The sequence below is a fragment of the Pseudomonas sp. HN8-3 genome (genome assembly GCF_020790195.1).
Classification (GTDB): domain Bacteria; phylum Pseudomonadota; class Gammaproteobacteria; order Pseudomonadales; family Pseudomonadaceae; genus Aquipseudomonas; species Aquipseudomonas synxantha_A.
In genome coordinates this window covers 5854679-5870915 of record NZ_CP086206.1, presented here as the reverse complement: position 1 = coordinate 5870915, position 16237 = coordinate 5854679, and the positions used below count along the sequence as shown (strand labels likewise).

The 16237-nt window shown below is 61.3% G+C and carries 17 protein-coding genes; 5 read left to right on the top strand and 12 right to left on the bottom strand.

Annotated features, from left to right (window positions below):
* Positions 1-57: 57 nt before the first annotated feature.
* Entirely contained in the window at positions 58-984 is a 927-nt protein-coding gene (gene tagQ / locus LJX92_RS26335) for a type VI secretion system-associated lipoprotein TagQ (RefSeq protein WP_032878708.1), read from the top strand.
* Positions 985-1108: 124 nt separating this feature from the next.
* Complete coding sequence (locus LJX92_RS26330) at positions 1109-1483, top strand: hypothetical protein (RefSeq protein WP_032803751.1); 375 nt, start codon at positions 1109-1111, stop codon at positions 1481-1483.
* Between the two features lie 132 nt (positions 1484-1615).
* Here the strand turns inward: LJX92_RS26330 and LJX92_RS26325 are convergent, their stop codons facing one another.
* From LJX92_RS26325 to exbB, 6 genes are all read right to left on the bottom strand, one after another.
* Positions 1616-3016: an aminoacyl-tRNA deacylase and HDOD domain-containing protein gene (locus tag LJX92_RS26325; RefSeq protein WP_005792496.1), complete on the bottom strand. Its 1401-nt coding sequence runs from the start codon at positions 3014-3016 to the stop codon at positions 1616-1618.
* A 77-nt stretch (positions 3017-3093) separates the two neighbouring features.
* Positions 3094-5169: an ATP-dependent DNA helicase RecG gene (gene recG, locus LJX92_RS26320; RefSeq protein ID WP_032881178.1), complete on the bottom strand. Its 2076-nt coding sequence runs from the start codon at positions 5167-5169 to the stop codon at positions 3094-3096.
* A gap of 8 nt (positions 5170-5177) precedes the next feature.
* The gene (locus LJX92_RS26315) at positions 5178-6098 is read right to left on the bottom strand and encodes a hydrogen peroxide-inducible genes activator (RefSeq protein ID WP_032878710.1); all 921 of its coding nucleotides are present in this window, start codon (positions 6096-6098) and stop codon (positions 5178-5180) included.
* A 156-nt stretch (positions 6099-6254) separates the two neighbouring features.
* Positions 6255-7001 carry an energy transducer TonB family protein gene (locus LJX92_RS26310; protein WP_228309126.1) on the bottom strand — a complete coding sequence of 249 codons (747 nt, stop codon included), beginning with the start codon at positions 6999-7001 and terminating at the stop codon, positions 6255-6257.
* Positions 6998-7423, bottom strand: a complete 426-nt coding sequence (exbD, locus tag LJX92_RS26305; protein WP_003195519.1) for a TonB system transport protein ExbD — start codon at positions 7421-7423, stop codon at positions 6998-7000. The genes LJX92_RS26310 and exbD overlap by 4 nt, the downstream gene beginning before the upstream one ends.
* A 6-nt stretch (positions 7424-7429) precedes the next feature.
* A complete protein-coding gene (gene exbB / locus LJX92_RS26300; RefSeq protein WP_228309125.1) occupies positions 7430-8410 on the bottom strand; it encodes a tonB-system energizer ExbB in 981 nt (326 codons plus the stop codon).
* 188 nt (positions 8411-8598) lie between these two features.
* On the opposite strand from exbB, the gene LJX92_RS26295 reads away from it, so the two are divergent.
* Positions 8599-9450 (top strand): SDR family oxidoreductase, encoded by an 852-nt coding sequence (locus tag LJX92_RS26295; protein ID WP_223017778.1) that lies wholly within the window; start codon positions 8599-8601, stop codon positions 9448-9450.
* Positions 9451-9576: 126 nt separating this feature from the next.
* Here the strand turns inward: LJX92_RS26295 and LJX92_RS26290 are convergent, their stop codons facing one another.
* The 6 genes from LJX92_RS26290 to LJX92_RS26265 all read right to left on the bottom strand — a co-directional run bounded on the left by LJX92_RS26290 (position 9577) and on the right by LJX92_RS26265 (position 14870).
* The gene (locus LJX92_RS26290) at positions 9577-10317 is read right to left on the bottom strand and encodes a hypothetical protein (protein ID WP_032878714.1); all 741 of its coding nucleotides are present in this window, start codon (positions 10315-10317) and stop codon (positions 9577-9579) included.
* 56 nt (positions 10318-10373) lie between these two features.
* Positions 10374-10754, bottom strand: a complete 381-nt coding sequence (locus tag LJX92_RS26285; RefSeq protein WP_003176922.1) for a RidA family protein — start codon at positions 10752-10754, stop codon at positions 10374-10376.
* A gap of 24 nt (positions 10755-10778) precedes the next feature.
* The gene (spoT, locus tag LJX92_RS26280; protein WP_005792489.1) at positions 10779-12884 is read right to left on the bottom strand and encodes a bifunctional GTP diphosphokinase/guanosine-3',5'-bis pyrophosphate 3'-pyrophosphohydrolase; all 2106 of its coding nucleotides are present in this window, start codon (positions 12882-12884) and stop codon (positions 10779-10781) included.
* Between the two features lie 60 nt (positions 12885-12944).
* On the bottom strand, positions 12945-13208 hold the full coding sequence (gene rpoZ, locus LJX92_RS26275) for a DNA-directed RNA polymerase subunit omega (RefSeq protein WP_003176920.1): 264 nt from the start codon (positions 13206-13208) through the stop codon (positions 12945-12947).
* Positions 13209-13375: 167 nt separating this feature from the next.
* Complete coding sequence (gene gmk / locus LJX92_RS26270) at positions 13376-13996, bottom strand: guanylate kinase (protein WP_003213284.1); 621 nt, start codon at positions 13994-13996, stop codon at positions 13376-13378.
* Between the two features lie 10 nt (positions 13997-14006).
* Positions 14007-14870, bottom strand: a complete 864-nt coding sequence (locus LJX92_RS26265) for a YicC/YloC family endoribonuclease (RefSeq protein ID WP_005792488.1) — start codon at positions 14868-14870, stop codon at positions 14007-14009.
* 214 nt (positions 14871-15084) lie between these two features.
* Between LJX92_RS26265 and rph the strand changes: the two genes are divergently transcribed.
* Positions 15085-15807, top strand: a complete 723-nt coding sequence (rph, locus tag LJX92_RS26260; protein ID WP_005792487.1) for a ribonuclease PH — start codon at positions 15085-15087, stop codon at positions 15805-15807.
* A gap of 22 nt (positions 15808-15829) precedes the next feature.
* Complete coding sequence (locus LJX92_RS26255) at positions 15830-16198, top strand: DUF4870 domain-containing protein (RefSeq protein WP_005792486.1); 369 nt, start codon at positions 15830-15832, stop codon at positions 16196-16198.
* The last annotated feature ends 39 nt before the right edge of the window (positions 16199-16237 follow it).

Here is a 16237-nt window from a genome sequence, read left to right as displayed (position 1 = left end):
GGACTCAGGCGGCGGTGGGCCGTGCTGGGCAAGTCAAACTTAACAGAGATCACATCTATGCTTTTTTCCCGTAAGTCGGTTTCCAAGCGTCACCTGCTGCTGATCGCGGCCGGTTTCAGCACCGTGTTGACCGGTTGCGCTACGTCGCCTGCGTCCAAGGTCGCGTCGAGCACCAAGGTCGAGTACTACCCCAACTGCTACGAGCCGGTGCAGCACCTGCGTGCCACCGACTCGAACATGACCAAGTCGGTGGTGACCGGTGCCGCCATCGGCGCGGCCGGCGGTGCGTTGTTGGGCGCGCTGACCGGCGACAAGGAAAAACGTGGCCGTAATGCCGCCATCGGTGCTGCCGGTGGCGCCCTGGCCGGCGGCGCGGCGGGTTACTACACCGAACGTCAGAAGCAGATCGCCGATGACAACCAGCGCATCGCCTCCTATGCCGCTGACGTGAATAAAAGCGTCTCCGACATCGACCGCAGCACCGCCTACGCCAAGGCGTCGCAGCAGTGCTACCAGAGTGCGTTCACCAAGCTTGTGGCCGACCGCAAGGCCAAGACCGTCAACGATACCGAAGGCCGTAAGCGCCTGGCGGAAATCGTCTCGGGCTTGAAGGAATCCAATGACCTGATCGTCGCAGTCAACGGCAAAGCCAGCGAAGACCTGAACAACTACACTCAGGCTTACGAAAAAGATCTGCAGCAAGTCGGCGTGCAGCGTGCCGACGTGGTCACCGTGGCCCAGGCCGATGCGGCGCCTGTCGTGACGCCGACCAAGAAGAAAGGCGCGGGCACCAAGCCACCGAAAAAGCCGGTGCTGCCAACCGTGCCGAAAGAAGCGGTCACCACCGAGAAGACCTTGCAAACGGCCCAGGCCAAGCAAGCTGAAAGCAAGCAGGTAGCCAACGCGGGTGATTCCCAGCTCAAGCTCAACTGCACCAACCCGAACCTGGTTGACTGGGCGCCGGTACCTTGCCCTAACGTCTAAGCACTTGTTGCTATAAGCGTTAAACGCCAGCCGATCTGCGCCTAAAGCGCAAGATCGGTGGCGTTCTATTTGCAAATCGTTACACTGCTGCGGCCACTCCAATAAATACACCGAGGCCGTGTGCATGAAATTTCGTCTTCTTCTGTGGGTGCTTGGCCTGATGATGGGCAAAGCCAGCCGCACCAATCCCGCCTTCCAGCAGCAACTGGGTGACAAAGACCTGGCCTTCCAGCTGCAGACCCTCGACGGCAAGGTTGCCCGTCACTTCATTGTCAAAGACCAGCGCATCACCAGTCGTTCAGGTGTTCACCCTGAGCCTGCCTTTGCGATTGCTTTCAAGGATGCCGCCTACGGTTTTGCCACGATGCAGGCGAAGAACAAGCAACTGGCGTTCATGACGGGGATTCAGGACAAGTCGATTCAGATCAAGGGCAACCCGGCGCTGGTGATCTGGTTTCAAGGGCTGACCAAGTATTTGAAGCCGAAGAAAAAGAAGTAGGGTTTTCAGGTATACCGAGTTGGATTCATCGCAGGCAAGCCAGCTCCCACAGTCTGGCTGCGTTCCAACGCTGGAACTCGGTCAACTGTGGGGGCTGGCTTGCCTGCGATAGCGGTTTATCAGGTGAAAGATTTAGCCCTGGCTGAACTGCGATGCCAACTCGCGCAACAGCACCTCGGCATCCAACACCTTGGCGACCACTTCCTCAGCTTTTTCCCGGCTCAAGCCTAAACGCTCCAGCAACGCATCCGGAATCGCCTCATCTGGCCCCGATCCAATCCCCCGGCTACGCAACAATCGCACCGCCAGACACACCAAGTTCGGATACTCGGCATATTGCCCGTCATAGGTCGGATCGTGCTGAAAGCGCAGGGCTGTGGACAGTTCGTCCGGCATGTCCCAGTAGCGCATCAACCACGCACCAATCTGCTCGCGGCTGATCCCCAGCAAATGTTGCTCGACATAGCTGTGGCACAGGTGCGGGTTGACCTCCAGGTGTCGGCAGATCAGCGAGAAATGCGGTGGGAACACATGGGCCAGCAGCAGGTAGCCGAAGTTGTGCAACAGCCCGGCCAGGTAGGTCAGGCCGGCTTCCGGGCGCTGGGCACGGGGCATGGCGCGGGTCAGCCCCTCGATCACGGCAGCGGTGTAGATCGACTGATGCCAGTACGGGGTGGACTGATGCGGACGGTCTTTGGGCAGGCTCAGGGTTTTGCCCAGTGCCAGGCCGAGCGCCAGGTTGATCACCAGATCGAAGCCCAGTACGCGCACGATGGCGTCTTCGACTGAACGGATCTTGCCCGGCGAGGCGTAGTAGGGCGACGCGGCCCAACTCACCACCTGGGCGGCCAGCGCCGGGTCGGTTTCCACCACGCCGGTGATGTCATCGATGGTGGCGTTGGGATCTACGCGCAGCTTGATGATCTTTTGCGCCGTGTCGGCCAGCGGTGGAATCTCGATGGTCGCTTCCAGGCGTTGCTGAATGCGGCGGGCTGTGAACGCCTGCATCGCCTGGGTGATTTCCTCGCGGTCATCATTGGGGCGGTCCAGGTTCGGGCGAATGTTGCTCAATGGCTCGCCGAACTGGGCGGCACTGGCCTTGGTGAGCAGGCTCTTGAAGGCGTCACTGGGGATTTCCAGCAACAACCCGGCTTCGCCCGAATGCACCAGCAGGCTCGGCTCGTTGAGCAGGCTGCCTTCATACAGGCAAGGTGAACTGGTGAGCGGCGGCAGCCCGGGCAGCAGGCTCAGGTCATGCTTGCCAAGCATACGCTCGACCCGCTCCGGGGCTACGGCCGTGAGACGGCGACCAGTGAGTTCGGTGAGGCGGTTGAGGTCAAGCAACTGGCTTTGAGGGAACAGCACCATGAGTGCACCGACCGCATCCTCAAGCAACACCGCCTGGACCTTTCGCGCAGGGTTCAGGCCCGCGTGTTCGGCGACTTCCGTGTAGGGGACGGCGAGCTTTGCGAGCAGCGCCCGAATGACCGGCGGGGCGGTCAGTGGGGCTGTGGCGAGGGCAACTTCTGACATGGCCTGATCCAATTTCTTACAGTCATTGGAGTATAACCAGCTTGATACGGGTGATGGTCGGATAAGTGCGTCGGGCGTCACACTTGGCCGTATTGCTGCCCGTGCCGCAGCCAGCGATCCAGCAGCGGGCTGACATGTTCGGGCCAGCGTTCCAACAAGGCTTGCGCGGCGTCGCGCACAGCAGGCAACAAGTCGGCGTCACGCATCAGGTCAGCGACCTTGAATTGCAGCAGACCGGTCTGGCGTGTGCCGAGCATTTCACCCGGGCCGCGCAGTTCGAGGTCTTTTTCGGCGATGACAAACCCGTCGTTGGTTTCGCGCATGATGCCCAGGCGCTGGCGGCCGATCTGCGACAGCGGCGGGTGATACAACAGCACGCAATGGCTGGCAGCGCTGCCCCGGCCGACCCGGCCGCGCAATTGGTGCAGTTGCGCCAGGCCCAGGCGTTCGGGGTTTTCGATGATCATCAGGCTGGCGTTGGGCACGTCCACGCCCACTTCGATCACCGTGGTAGCCACCAGCAATTGCAGGTTGCCGGCCTTGAACTCGGCCATCACTGCGGCTTTCTCTGCCGGTTTCATGCGGCCATGGATCAGCCCGACCTTGAGTTCGCCCAGGGCGCTGGTGAGGTCTTCGTAAGTGGTTTCGGCGGCTTGGCAGGTCAGCTCTTCGGACTCTTCAATCAAGGTACAGACCCAGTACGCCTGCCGGCCTTCGGCGCAGGCGCCGCGCACGCGCTCGATCACCTCCACGCGCCGGGTGTCGGTGACCAGCACGGTGTTGACCGGCGTACGCCCGGGCGGCAATTCATCGAGGATCGAGGTGTCGAGATCGGCGTAGGCGCTCATGGCCAGGGTGCGCGGGATCGGGGTGGCGGTCATGATCAACTGGTGCGGGTTCATGCGCCCGCCCACGCCTTTCTGGCGCAGGGCCAGGCGCTGTTGCACGCCGAAGCGATGCTGCTCGTCGATGATCACCAGCGCGAGGTTCTTGAACTGCACTTCGTCCTGGAACAGCGCATGGGTGCCCACCACCATCGGCGCGCCGGCAGCGATTTGCTCCAGGGCGCTCGCACGGTTCTTGCCTTTGAGCTTGCCGGCCAGCCACGCCACTTCCAGGCCCAGCGGCTCGAGCCAGCGCTTGAAGGTGATGAAGTGTTGTTCGGCGAGAATTTCTGTCGGCGCCATCAGCGCGACTTGGTAACCCGCCTCCAGTGCTTGCAAGGCGGCGAGGGCGGCGACCACGGTTTTGCCTGCGCCCACGTCGCCCTGGATCAGGCGCAGCATGGGTTCTTGCTGGCTGAGGTCGTAGGCGATCTCATTGCCCACGCGCTGCTGTGCTCCTGTCGGCGCAAAGCCGAGGTTGGCCAGGTATTGCGCGGGCAGCCGCGTAGCCTTGGGCATCGCCGGCGCACGCAGGGAACGCATGCTTTCACGCAGGCGCTGCTGGGACAGTTGGTGGGTCAACAGCTCTTCGAAGGCCAGGCGATGCTGGGCCCAGTGATGGCCGAGGGCGAGTTCGTCCACATCGGCATCGGCGGGCGGGTGATGCAGGTAGCGGATCGCATCGGCCAGGGGCGCCAGTTGATAGTCGCGGGCCAGCTCCAGGGGCAGCCAGTCGGGCAGGCTTTGCGGGCCGAGCATGGTCAGGGTTTGCATGCACAGTTGGCGCAGGCGTTGCTGGGTCAGGCCCTCGGTCAGCGGGTAGATCGGCGTGAGGGTGGTGTCCACCGGTGGCGGTTCGTCGCCGGTGATGGCGCGGTATTCCGGGTGGTAGATCTCCAGGCCCGATGCACCGGGACGTGCCTCACCGTAGCAGCGCACACGGGTGCCACGCTTGAGGCCTTCTTTCTGCGCGTTGCTGAAATGGTAGAAGCGCAGGCTCAAGCCGCCAGTACCATCCTGCAGGCGCACCACCAGGCTGCGGCGCTTGCCCATCACCACGTCAGCGCCGCTGACAGTGCCTTCGACCACCGCATCCTGGCCTGGGCGCAAATGGCCGATGGGCACGACGCGGGTGCGGTCCTGATAACGTAGGGGCAAGTGGAACAGCACGTCCTGGAGGTTTTCCAGGCCGACCTTGGCCAACTTCTCGGCCATGGCGTCACCGACACCCTTGAGTGCCGTCACCGACACCTGCGACAGCTCAGTCATACGGTTGCTTAGCTCGCAGCGGGCGGCTTGGCCACCGAACACAGGCGAATCGAGTCGGCGAGGATCTCAATTGCCTTGGGGCGTGGGAAGCTGGCGCGCCAGGCGATCGCCACGGTACGGAACGGCACCGGAGGCGTGAGTGGGCGAACTTCGATCACGCCTTGAGCGTAGTGATGGCTGTCCACCGCTGACAGCGGCAGGATCGAAATACCCAGGCCGGAAGCGACCATATGGCGAATGGTTTCCAGGGAGCTGGATTCCACCGTGGTGTGCTTGGCGCCGTCGTTGCCCTTGGTCAGGGTCGGGCAGGCTTCCAGTACCTGGTCGCGGAAGCAGTGGCCTTCGCCGAGCAGCAGCAGGCTCTTGTCGTTGAGCAGGCCGGCATCGATGGTGTCCTTTTTGGTCCACGGGTGCGAGGCCGGCATCAGCACGTAGAACGGCTCGTCGTAGAGCGGCAGGGTCAGCACGTCCGCCTCGTTGAACGGCAGGGCGATGATGATCGCGTCCAACTCGCCGTTGCGCAGTTTGTCGCGCAGCACGTGAGTGAAGTTTTCTTCGATATACAGCGGCATCTGCGGCGCGACGCGGTGCAGTTGCGGGATCAGGTGCGGGAACAGGTAAGGGCCGACAGTGTAGATCGCGCCGACTTTGAGCGGTGCGGTCAGCTGGTTCTTGCCGGCCTGGGCCAGCTCGCGAATGCTTTGCGCCTGCTCCAGGACCTTCTGGGCCTGGGCAACGATGCCTTCGCCCACTGGGGTGAGGCGCACGGCGCTCTTGCTGCGCTCGAAAATCAGCACACCGAGTTCGTCTTCAAGCTTTTTCACGCCCACCGACAGCGTCGGCTGGCTGACGTGGCAACGCTCGGCGGCATGGCCGAAGTGCTGTTCTTGGGCGAGGGTCACGATGTAGCGTAATTCTGTAAGAGTCATAGCAGGCGTCCATGAAGTTGCGGGCCAAGCATACCGGCTGCAATCGATAGACGCACGTTATCAGAACTTTGCTGGGGATTGAGTGGGGAATGTCGGAAATTGTTGTCGCGGTGAAAGACGATGCGGGAGGGTGCGAGCCCCTCCCACATTGCTCTGCTAGCGGCGACGTTTATCGATGTTGTAAACGAAGGGTGCGACCAGTTCGACACTGCCGTTTTTCAACAAGTCGGCTGGCGGTTTGGGCAAGGGTTGAGCCTTGCGGATCATCTCCAGGGTCGCACGGTCCAGGTCGGCGTTGCCGGAGCGGCCTTCCAGTTCGTAGGACAGTACATTGCCTTCGCCATCGACCACGAAACGCAAGCGGTTCATGCCTTCCTTGCCACGTTGCTGGGCGCCCGGCGGGTACTTCTTGTACTTCTGCAGGTGCGCCAGCAGGGTACTTTGCCAGGATGCCTGGGCAGCAAGCTGCTGTGCCGATGGCCCGGGCGCAGGCTGGGCGGATTTTTGCGCAGGCGCGTTGCTCGGCGGCGTTTCGCTTGGAGGCTCCTCGGAAGGTTTCTCCTTGGGCGGATCGGGCTTCTTCTCCACTGGCTTGGGCGGTTGCGGCTTGGGTTTGGGCTTGACCGGCTTGGGCACCTGGATCGTCGGTTTGGGCGCCTCGGCCAATTTCGGCAGCGGCAGCTCGTCAACTGGCGGCGGCGGTGGCGCCACGACCTTGGGCGGTGCCGGAGGCGGCGGTGGCGCTGGCAGCGGCGCCAGGTCGATGACCATCGCGGCAGGCGGTAACTGGATCACCTGCGGCGCGGACCATTGGAGCGCGATGATGATCGCGACGGCATGCACGCCCAGCACGACGGCGAGGCTGGTGCCGTAACGCGTCAGTTTGTGGCGCGTCGTGATCATTTCTTGGCTGCCGTCTCAAGTCCGACCAGGCCTACCTTGAGGTAGCCGGCTGCCCGCAGGGCATCCATCACACTCATCAGGTCGCCGTAGTCCACGCCCTTGTCGGCCTGGAAGAAGATTGTCGTGTCTTTCTTGCCCTGGGTCTTGGCGTCGAGCACCGGCCCCAGGGTTTCAGCCTTGACTTCTTCTTCGCCCAGGAACAGGCGTTGGTCCGCCTTGACGCTGAGGAAAATCGGCTTCTCCGGCCGCGGCGCCGGCTTGGCGCTGGAGGCGGGCAGGTCAACCTTGATGTCCACGGTGGCCAACGGTGCAGCCACCATGAAGATGATCAGCAGCACCAGCATCACGTCGATAAACGGCGTAACGTTGATTTCGTGGTTCTCGACGAGTTCGTCGTCGCCTTGATTCAAATGCAGGCCCATGGCCGATTACCCCACTTTCACCATGTGCGGTTGCGAGCTGCGCTCGGTAGGCAGGTGATCGAGGTCACGGCTGACCAGCAGCAGGACTTCTGCCGACGCATCCGATACCTGAGCCTTGTAGCCGGCGATCGAACGGGCGAAGACGTTGTAGATCACCACCGCAGGGATCGCGGCAACCAGGCCCAGGGCAGTAGCCAGCAGGGCTTCGGCGATGCCGGGAGCAACGACGGCGAGGTTGGTGGTCTGGGTTTTGGCGATGCCGATGAAGCTGTTCATGATGCCCCATACGGTGCCGAACAGGCCGACAAACGGCGCGGTGGAACCGATGGTGGCGAGTACGCCGGTGCCGCTGCTCATGTTACGGCCGCAGGCGGCAACCAGGCGCTCCAGGCGGAAAGCCACGCGTTCCTTGATGCCTTCTTTTTCGCGGGTGTTGGCCGACAGGCGCATTTCTTCCAGCGCGTCGTGCACCAGGGTGTTGGCCAGGGTGCCCTTTTTGGTTGCGGTTTCGCTCGCTTCCTTGAGGGTAGTGGCTTTTTTCAGGTGGACGATTTCAGCGCGCAGACGACGCTTGGCGCCCAGCAGCTCGAAGCCTTTGGCAATCCAGATGGTCCAGGTGATGATCGAGGCGATGGCCAGGCCGATCATCACAGCCTTCACCACTACGTCGGCATTCTGGTACATGCCCCATGGCGACAGGTCATGGGCCATACCCAGGGTGTTGTCTTCTTCCAGCACAACGCCGGTTTCGTTGGCAGGTGCGGCGTCGCCCGTGGCCTGGGCCGGGTCGGTAGCGGCTGGAGCTGGAGCCGCCGCTGGCGCAGCAGCATTCTGCTCGGTAGCCGCCGGAGTGGCGGGGGCGGTGGCATCAGCGAATGCGGCGGTCGGTGCCAGCAGGACGCTGAACAGCATCGCAGCAATCGCACGCCAGGCGCGGGATGGGCTGTGAGGCTTGGTTGGCGAAGCGGGGGTTGTATTACATGTCATGCTGGCCGGACCTGAGAGAAAAAATGGGTGATCGTCCTTCCAGACCGAGGGGGGTCGAGGACAAATGGGTGGTTATTATTGCAAGTAATTCTTGTTAACTAAAGTGGCACTGTTACTTTATTTCGCTTTTCACTGGCCGTTGATCCACTCGCGCGGCTAATCTGCGCCTTTGAGAATGGAGTTTTATGATGTCTGCGCCTTCTGTTGTGATTGCCGGTTGCGGTGATGTGGGTAGTCGGCTGGCTAGCCAATTGCTGGCCTCGGAATGGGAGGTCCACGGCCTGCGCCGCGATATTTCACGCCTGCCCGACGGCGTGATCGGCATCGCTGGCGATCTGTTCAAAAAGGATTGCCCGGACACCTGGCCGATCGGCGGGGTGGATTATCTGGTGTACTGCGCCGCTGCCACCGACCACGACGAGGCCGGCTATCGCGCCGCCTACGTGCAAGGGTTGCAGCATGTACTGGAGTGGCTGGACGACTATGGCCAGACGCCCAAGCATTTGCTGTTTGTCTCCAGCAGCAGTGTGTATGGGCAGCAGAACGGCGAGTGGGTCGACGAAACGTCAGAGACGCAAGCGAAGGGTTATTCCGGGCAGGTGATGCTGGAAGCTGAGCAAGTGGCGCTCAATAGTGGTATTCCGGCCACCATCGTGCGGCTGACCGGGATTTACGGCCCGGGTCGTGAATGGCTGCTGACCCAGGTGCGTCAAGGCTACCGCGTAGCGGTTGATCCGCCGCTGTATGGCAATCGTATCCACGCCGATGACGCCGCGGGCCTGCTCGCCTTCTTGCTGCGGCATGTGGAAAAAGGCGGTTCGCTGGACAAGGTCTACATCGGCGTTGACGATGCGCCGGCACCGCTAGCCGAGGTGGTGGCCTGGTTGCGCGAGTACCTGGGTGTGACCGAATGGGCCGAGGACGCCAGTGTGCGGCGTGCGGGGAGCAAGCAGTGCAGTAATGCGCGTATCAAGGCGTTGGGCTGGGTGCCGACTTACCCGACTTACCGGGAAGGCTATGCGGCGATTCTGAAAGGCTGAAGCGCGGCAAAAAATGTGGGAGCTGGCTTGCCTGCGATAGCGGTATATCAATCACATCTTTGTTGGGTGTAATACCGTCATCGCAGGCAAGCCAGCTCCCACATTTGGATTTGGGCGAGGCTGTTATTACTTTTCAAGCAGCCATTGGCGCGGGCCTGGAGTAAACGAAGGCACTTCATCGGCCTGCGCGGTGTTGATCGCCTGGAAGATTTCCAGCTGCTCACCCTTGCGTACGAAAATCCATGGGTTGCCCTGGCCGTTCAGTTGCAGCCAGATGCTGTCGTAGCCGCCGCTCATGGAGGCGCAATCACCCGCCAGGCACAGTGAGTAACGGTCAACGCCAGGCAGACCGGCGATCTTGCCGTCAGCCTGGAACTGCACTGTGGCGCCGTTGCCGGTGCCGTCGGTTATCTTCCAGTCGCCGCCCATGTAGGCCGCATACAGTGCCCGTTCGAAGTTGGCACCCAGTGGTGCGCCTTCGGGGGCCGGGTCTTTGGCGCGGGCGAACAGCTGCTCTGGCTCATTGTCGTTGGCCACTTGCAGCAATTGTTTGCCTTTGCGCTTGAGTTCGGTGGCGGAGCTGCCGTAGAAGTCCACGCTCCACGCGCCGGGTTTTTCACCCGACAACTTGCCTTCCGCTACTTCAAAACCGTTGTAGTAGCGCGCCTGCAACGCCTTGGTGTTGACCTCCCACTCAAGGTTGGGGCCATAGGATTGCAGGGCTTCACGCAAAGGGCCGCCCTTGGCTGCCGCGTCGATGGCGGCCTGGTTGATCCAGGTACCGCTTACGTCCAGATCGGCCGGGTTGCTGGCACAACCGCCGAGCAACAGTGCGAGCAACGAAGAGGCTACAAGCGCTTTGCGCATTACGAAATCCTTATGAAGCGAAGCCGGCGCAGCCTTTTGGGGCTGCGCCGGGTGTTTTACTCGATGACCAGAATGGCGTCCATCTCAACCTGTGCGCCCTTTGGCAGGGCGGCAACGCCGATGGCGGCGCGGGCTGGGTAGGGCTGTTCGAAGTACTTGCCCATGATCTCGTTGACCTTGGCAAAATGGCTCAGGTCGGTGAGGAAGATGTTCAGCTTGACGATGTCCTTGAACGAACCACCGGCAGCTTCGGCCACGGACTTGAGGTTTTCGAAGACTTGTACGGTCTGGGCTTCGAAGCCTTCAACCAGTTCCATGGTCTTTGGGTCCAGCGGAATCTGGCCGGACATGTAGACGGTGTTGCCCGCCTTGATCGCCTGGGAGTAGGTGCCGATGGCGGCTGGGGCTTTATCGCTGGTGATAACTGTCTTGGTCATGAATGACTCCTTGTAATGGATCGGTTATGCACGCATACGGGTGATGCGGATCACACCGGTCAAGGCGCGCAGTTTCTTGATCACGCGGGCCAGGTGCACGCGGTCGTGCACACTGACCACCAGTTGGACCACGCTGATGCGACCATCACGTTCGTCCATGCTGATTTTCTCGATATTGCCGTCGGCCGCGTTGACGCTGCTGGCCAGCAGGGCGATCAGGCCGCGCTGGTGTTCCAGCTCCACCCGCAGCTCGACGTTGAACTCGCCGGTGACATCCTTGGCCCACGAGAGCTGGATGCATTTTTCCGGGTTGTGGCGGATTTCGGTGATATTGCGGCAGTTGTCCAGGTGCACCACCATGCCCTTGCCCGCGGACAGGTGGCCGACAATCGGGTCGCCCGGAATCGGTGTGCAACATTTTGCGTAACTGAGCACCAGACCCTCGGTGCCGCGAATCGCCAGCGGGCCTTCCGGGCTCGGCAGTTGTTCGCCTTCGCCCAGCAAGCGACGGGCGACCACGTAGGCCATGCGGTTGCCCAGGCCGATATCTTCGAGCAGGTCTTCGATGGTTTCCTGGCGATACTCATGAAGCATCGCCTGCACGCGCTCTTGCGCAATCTTGTCCAGGGCACTGTCGAAGCCGTTGAGCACCTTGTTCAGCAAGCGCTCGCCCAGGCTGATGGACTCGGAGCGACGCTGCAGTTTCAGGGCGTGGCGAATATGCGTACGGGCCTTGCCGGTGACCACGAAGTTCAGCCATGCCGGGTTGGGGCGAGCGCCCGGAGCACTGACGATCTCGACCGTGGAGCCGCTTTGCAGGGGCTCGGACAGCGGCGCGAGACGACGATTGATCCGACAGGCAATGCAGCTGTTGCCGACGTCGGTGTGCACCGCGTAGGCAAAGTCGACCGCCGTGGAGCCCTTGGGCAGCTCCATGATCCGACCCTTGGGCGTGAACACGTAGACCTCGTCCGGGAACAGGTCGATCTTCACGCTTTCGATGAATTCCAGTGAGTTGCCGGCACGTTGCTGCATTTCCAGCACGCCCTTGACCCACTGGCGGGCGCGGGCATGGGTGCCTTTGGGCTGCTCGTCGCCACTGGACTTGTACAGCCAATGGGCGGCGATGCCGTTGTTGGCCATCTCTTCCATTTCGCGGGTACGGATCTGAATCTCGATCGGCACGCCATGCATACCGAACAGCGTGGTATGCAGCGACTGATAGCCGTTGGCCTTGGGGATCGCGATGTAGTCCTTGAAGCGGCCCGGCAAGGGTTTGTACAAATTATGTACAGCTCCAAGCACGCGGTAGCAGGTATCGACCTTGTCGACGATGATCCGGAACGCGTACACGTCCATGATCTCGTTGAAGGCCCGGCGCTTGCCGCGCATCTTCTTGTATATGCCGTAGATGTGCTTCTGGCGGCCACTGACCTCGCCTTCGATCTCGTCGATCGCCAGGCAATGGCTCAGGGATTCTTCGATCTTGTTGACGATTTCCTTGCGATTGCCCCGGGCGCGTTTGACCGCCTGGTAGATGCGCGCCGAACGCATCGGGTGCATGGCTTTGAAACCAAGGTCTTCGAATTCGATACGAATGGCGTGCATGCCCAGCCGGTTGGCGATGGGCGCGTAGATTTCCAGGGTTTCCTTGGCGATGCGCCGACGCTTTTCGCCGGACAGCACTTCCAGCGTGCGCATGTTGTGCAGCCGGTCGGCCAGCTTGACCAGGATCACCCGAATGTCTCGGGCCATGGCCATGGCCATCTTCTGGAAGTTTTCCGCCTGGGCTTCGGCCTTGGTCTCGAAGTTCATCTGGGTCAGTTTGCTGACCCCGTCGACCAGTTCGGCCACGGTTTCGCCAAATTGCGCGCTGAGCGCTTCCTTGGCAATGCCGGTGTCTTCGATCACGTCATGCAGCATCGCGGCCATCAGGCTCTGATGGTCCATGTGCATGTCGGCCAGGATATTTGCCACCGCAAGGGGATGGGTGACGTACGCCTCACCGCTACGTCGGCGTTGGCCGTCGTGGGCTTGTTCGGCGTAGAAATACGCTCGGCGGACCAGGTTGACCTGGTCGGGGCCGAGGTAGGCCGATAAGCGATCGGCGAGGGCGTCTATGCTCGGCAAAGTGTGAACTCCTGCCGATGACTGTGACCCTGCGCCGTGCTACGTCGACCTGGCATAGGCTTAGACGGCCTCGTTGGACTCGTCCTCGAACGCTGCAAACAGCGGTTCGTCTTCAACGATTTCGGCGTTGGCAATGAACTCGTAGCTCATCAGGCCTTCAGCGATTTCACGCAGGGCTACAACGGTAGGCTTGTCGTTTTCCCACTGGACCAGGGGCTCTTTGCCGCCAGTGGCCAGTTGACGGGCACGCTTGGTAGAGAGCATGACCAGCTCAAAGCGGTTATCCACGTGTTCTAGGCAGTCTTCAACGGTTACGCGGGCCATGGTATTCCTCGGAGCGAATGCAAGATGCGCGCTGCCCGGTTGGGCGAGCGGACTGAGCAGTTTAAAAAATCACCAGCGTTTAGGGAAGCGCTGATTTTTCGCAGGCTCTCGCAAAACCGCTACAAGTGCCAATGTAAGGCCCTTGCAGCGGTTTTGGGAAGAGCCAATCAGCCGAGCAGTTCGGCGAGTAATTTGCCGAAACGCTGCTGTTGACGCTTTTGCTGGAGCTGATTGGCACGGAAAATCGCCTTCAAATCATCCAAGGCGTGGGCAAAATCGTCATTGATGATCAGGTAGTCGTAGTCGACATAGTGGCTCATTTCGCTGACGGCTTCACGCATACGCCCTTCGATGATCTCGTCGCTGTCCTGGCCACGGTTGGTCAGGCGCTGGTGCAAGGCTTCAAGCGACGGCGGCAGGATAAAGATCGAGCGTGCCTTGGGCATCAATTGGCGCACTTGCTCGGCGCCCTGCCAATCGATTTCCAGAATCAGGTCGTGGCCTTCGTCCAGGGTCTGCTGCAGATGACTTTGGGAGGTGCCGTAGAGGTTGCCGAAGACTTCGGCGCGCTCCAGGAAGTCGCCGTGTTCGATCATCTTGACGAATTCGGTACGCTCGACGAAGTGATAGTGCACGCCGTTCACTTCGCCCGGGCGCATGGCGCGGGTGGTGTGCGACACCGAAATGCGGATCTGCTCGTCAGCGTCGGTCAAGGCTTTGACCAGGCTGCTTTTGCCCGCGCCCGAAGGGGCGGAAATGATGTAAAGGGTGCCGGTGCTGTGGGTCATGGAGGTTGCCTTACTCAATATTCTGTACTTGTTCGCGCATTTGCTCGATCAACACTTTGAGGTTGACCGCCGCCGTGGTGCTGCGCGGATCGAACGCCTTGGAGCCCAGTGTATTGGCTTCGCGGTTGAGTTCCTGCATCAGGAAGTCCAGGCGCCGACCGGCGGCGCCACCGGACTTGAGCACGCGGCGTACTTCAAGAATGTGGGTGCTCAGGCGGTCGAGTTCTTCAGCCACGTCGCTTTTCTGGGCAAGCAGGACCATTTCCTGTTCCAGGCGCGTCGGGTCAAGGTCGGCTTTCATGTCGGTGAAGCGGTCGAGGATCTTCTGGCGTTGGGTAGCAAGCATCTGCGGCACCAGTTCGCGCAGGGTGACCACATCGGCTTCGATCGATGTCAGACGCTCGTTGATCAGGCGCGCCAGTTCAGCGCCTTCGCGCTCACGGCCGGCCTTGAGCTCCTTCAGGCCCTGGTTGAACAGCGCGAGGGCTTCGGCGTTCAGGGCCTGCGGGTCGGTTGCGTCGCCCACCAGTACGCCGGGCCAGGCCAGGACTTCCAGAGGGTTCAGCGCGGCCGGTTGCTTGATCAGGCCGGCGATGGTTTCGGCGGCGGCAACCAGTTGTGCGGCGCGGTCGCGGTCCAGCTGCAGCGGTTTGCCGGTGGTTTCTTCGGTAAAACGCAGGGTGCATTCCAGCTTGCCACGGGAAATGCCCTGGCGCAGCGCTTCACGAACGGCGCCTTCGAGGTCGCGGAACGACTCGGGCAGGCGCAGGTGTGGCTCCAGGTAACGGCTGTTGACCGAGCGCAATTCCCAGCTGAGGGTGCCTTGAACCCCGGCTTTTTCGACACGGGCGAAGGCGGTCATGCTGTGCACCATGGAGGTACCTCGTGTTGGATAGATAGAGATTGGCTAGGCCGACCTGTAGGAGCGAGCAAGCTCGCTCCTACAGTCGAGAGGCGCAGGATTGTAGCGCAGTGCGCAGGAGGCGCCCAAACATGCGCATTCGTAACCGAATTTTTAGAAGTGCCCCGAATCGGCTCGCGGCTCTATAATGCTCGGCAGTTTTTCGTCCTCAGTACAGGTATCCCCTATGAAACGTCCAAGTGGTCGCGCTGCCGATCAGCTCCGCTCGATCCGCATCACCCGCAACTACACCAAACACGCCGAGGGATCCGTACTGGTCGAGTTTGGCGATACCAAGGTGATTTGCACCGTCAGCGTCGAAAACGGCGTGCCGCGCTTCCTCAAGGGCCAGGGCCAGGGCTGGTTGACCGCAGAGTACGGCATGTTGCCGCGCGCTACCGGTGAGCGTAACCAGCGTGAAGCCAGCCGTGGCAAGCAAGGCGGGCGTACCCTGGAAATCCAGCGCCTGATCGGCCGTTCCCTGCGTGCCGCGCTGGACATGTCCAAGTTGGGCGACGTGACCCTTTACGTCGACTGCGACGTGATACAGGCTGATGGCGGTACCCGTACTGCATCCATCACTGGCGCCATGGTAGCCCTGGTCGACGCATTGAAAGTGATCAAGAAGCGCGGCGGCCTCAAGGCGGGTGACCCGCTCAAGCAGATGATCGCAGCTGTGTCGGTCGGCATGTACCAGGGCGAGCCTGTGCTGGACCTGGATTACCTGGAAGACTCGGCCGCCGAGACCGATCTGAACGTGGTCATGACCAGCACCGGTGGTTTCATCGAAGTGCAGGGCACCGCCGAAGGCGCGCCATTCCAGCCGGCTGAGCTGAACGCGATGCTGGCCCTGGCCCAGAAGGGCATGACCGAAATCTTTGCACTGCAAACCGCTGCACTCGCTGACTAAGCCCGCCCCAAGGAGAAGCGCCATGAATGACAGCCAATTGCCGGTTCCGGCACCGTCCAAGGAAGTACGCCAGTTGGCAATGCTGTGTCATTTCGCGGCGTTTGCAGGGTTGGTGTTCCCCTTCGGCAGCGTGTTGGGGCCGCTGATCCTGTGGCAGTTCAAGAAGGATGTGGACCCGCTTATCGATGATCAGGGCAAGGAAGCCCTGAATTTTCAGATCACCGTGGCCATCGCCTGGTTGGTGTGTCTGGTGCTGGGCTTCGTGGTGGTCGGCTTTTTGCTGATGACCGTACTGGTGATAGGGGCGTTGATACTGACGATCATTGCCGGGATCAAGGCCAACAAGGGTATTGCCTATCGCTATCCGTGGACTTGGCGTTTGGTCAAGTAACCGAGCGGCCACAAAAAAAACCGACATTGCTGTCGGTTT